At 75.0% G+C, this 1,585-nt stretch carries 1 protein-coding gene; it reads left to right on the forward strand.

The window, feature by feature from the left end:
* Window positions 1-13 precede the first annotated feature (13 nt).
* On the forward strand, window positions 14-1,585 hold a 1,572-nt coding region (locus tag GKQ77_RS32575), incomplete at its 3' end, for a non-ribosomal peptide synthetase (protein WP_308117855.1).

The following is a 1,585-nucleotide window of genomic DNA, read 5'->3' on the forward strand; positions in this document are numbered from 1 at the left end:
GTTCGGGGGGCGGGTGGCCGAGTCTCCGCACGCCCCCGTGCCCGAGGCGCCGTACGACACCCTGCCCGAGGCGTTCCGTCGGCAGGCCGCGCGCACTCCCGACGCCCCGGCCGTCCGCCACGCCGACAGCTGCCTCAGCTACCGCGAACTCGACGCCCGCTCCAACAGGCTGGCCCGGCTGCTCATCGCCGCCGGAGCCGGACCCGAGGGCTTCGTCGCGCTCTGCCTGCCGCGCGACGCCGACCTGGTCGTGGCGCTCCTCGCGGTGCTGAAGAGCGGCGCCGGATACCTGCCGGTCGACCCGCAGTACCCCGCCGAGCGCGTCGCGTTCCTCTTCGAGGACGTACGGCCGGACGCCGTGATCACCGCGTCCGAGACCGCGGGCCGGCTGCCGGACGGGCCGTACACCCGGATCTTCCTCGACCAGGAGCCCGGCGCCGACCTGCCGGACACCCCCGTCGATGACGCCGAACGTCACACGACCCTGCTGCCCGCGCACCCGGCCTACGTCATCCACACCTCAGGCTCGACGGGCCGCCCCAAGGGAGTGGTCGTCAGCCACGCGTCCGTGCGCGCCCTGACCGACTGGGCGGCGGCCGAGTTCACCGGGCGTGGCCTTGAGCACGTGGTGGCGTCCACCTCGCTCAACTTCGACGTGTCGGTCTTCGAGATCTTCTCGCCGCTGCTCTCCGGCGGCTGCGTGGAGATCGTCCGCGATCTGCTGGCCCTCGCCGAACGGGCCGGGCCCTGGCGGGCCGGACTGCTCAGCGCGGTGCCCTCCGCCCTTGACCGGCTGCTCGCCGAGGACGCCGTCCACGTCAGCGCGGACACCGTCGTCCTCGCGGGGGAGGGGCTGCCCGCCAGGACCGTCGGCCGGGTCCGCGAGGCCGTGGCCGGCAGCGAGGTGCGCAACATCTACGGGCCCACCGAGGCCACCGTCTACGCCACCGCCTTCACCTGCGACCCGGCCGACCCCGACCGCGACCCGCCGATCGGCCGACCGGTCGGCGGCACCCGCGCCTATGTCCTGGACGAGCGGATGCGGCCGGTGCCGGTGGGCGCGCCCGGCGAACTGTTCCTCGCCGGAACCGGCGTCGCGCGCGGCTACCTGCGCCGCCCCGGCCTGACGGCCGCCCGGTTCCTGCCCGACCCGTTCGGCCCGGCGGGCAGCCGCATGTACCGCACCGGGGACCTGGTCCGGTGGACGGCCGACGGCGACCTCGTCTACCTGGGCAGGGGTGACGATCAGGTCAAGGTACGCGGCTTCCGCATCGAACTCGGCGAGGTGGAAGCGGCGTTGGCCCGCCACCCGGGGGTGGCGGCGGCAGCGGCACGTGTCGTGGAGCAGGGTGGGCATCGGCGCCTGATCGGGTATGTGGTGCCGCATGCGCGGGCTCTGCCGGTGTCCTCCGGTGGAGGGGGCGCTGCGGCGGCTCTGCCTGGGCTTGTCGGTGACGCGGGGGCCGTCGGCGATGCGGCGGTTCTGCCGGTGTCCTCCGGTGGAGGGGACGCTGCGGCGGCTCTGCCCAGGTCCTCCGGTGGCTCGGCCATCCCTGCCGGGCCCTTCGGTGGCACGGGAGTTGAC

The organism is Streptomyces anatolicus (assembly GCF_019400875.1).
GTDB classification, from domain to species: Bacteria; Actinomycetota; Actinomycetes; order Streptomycetales; family Streptomycetaceae; genus Streptomyces; species Streptomyces anatolicus.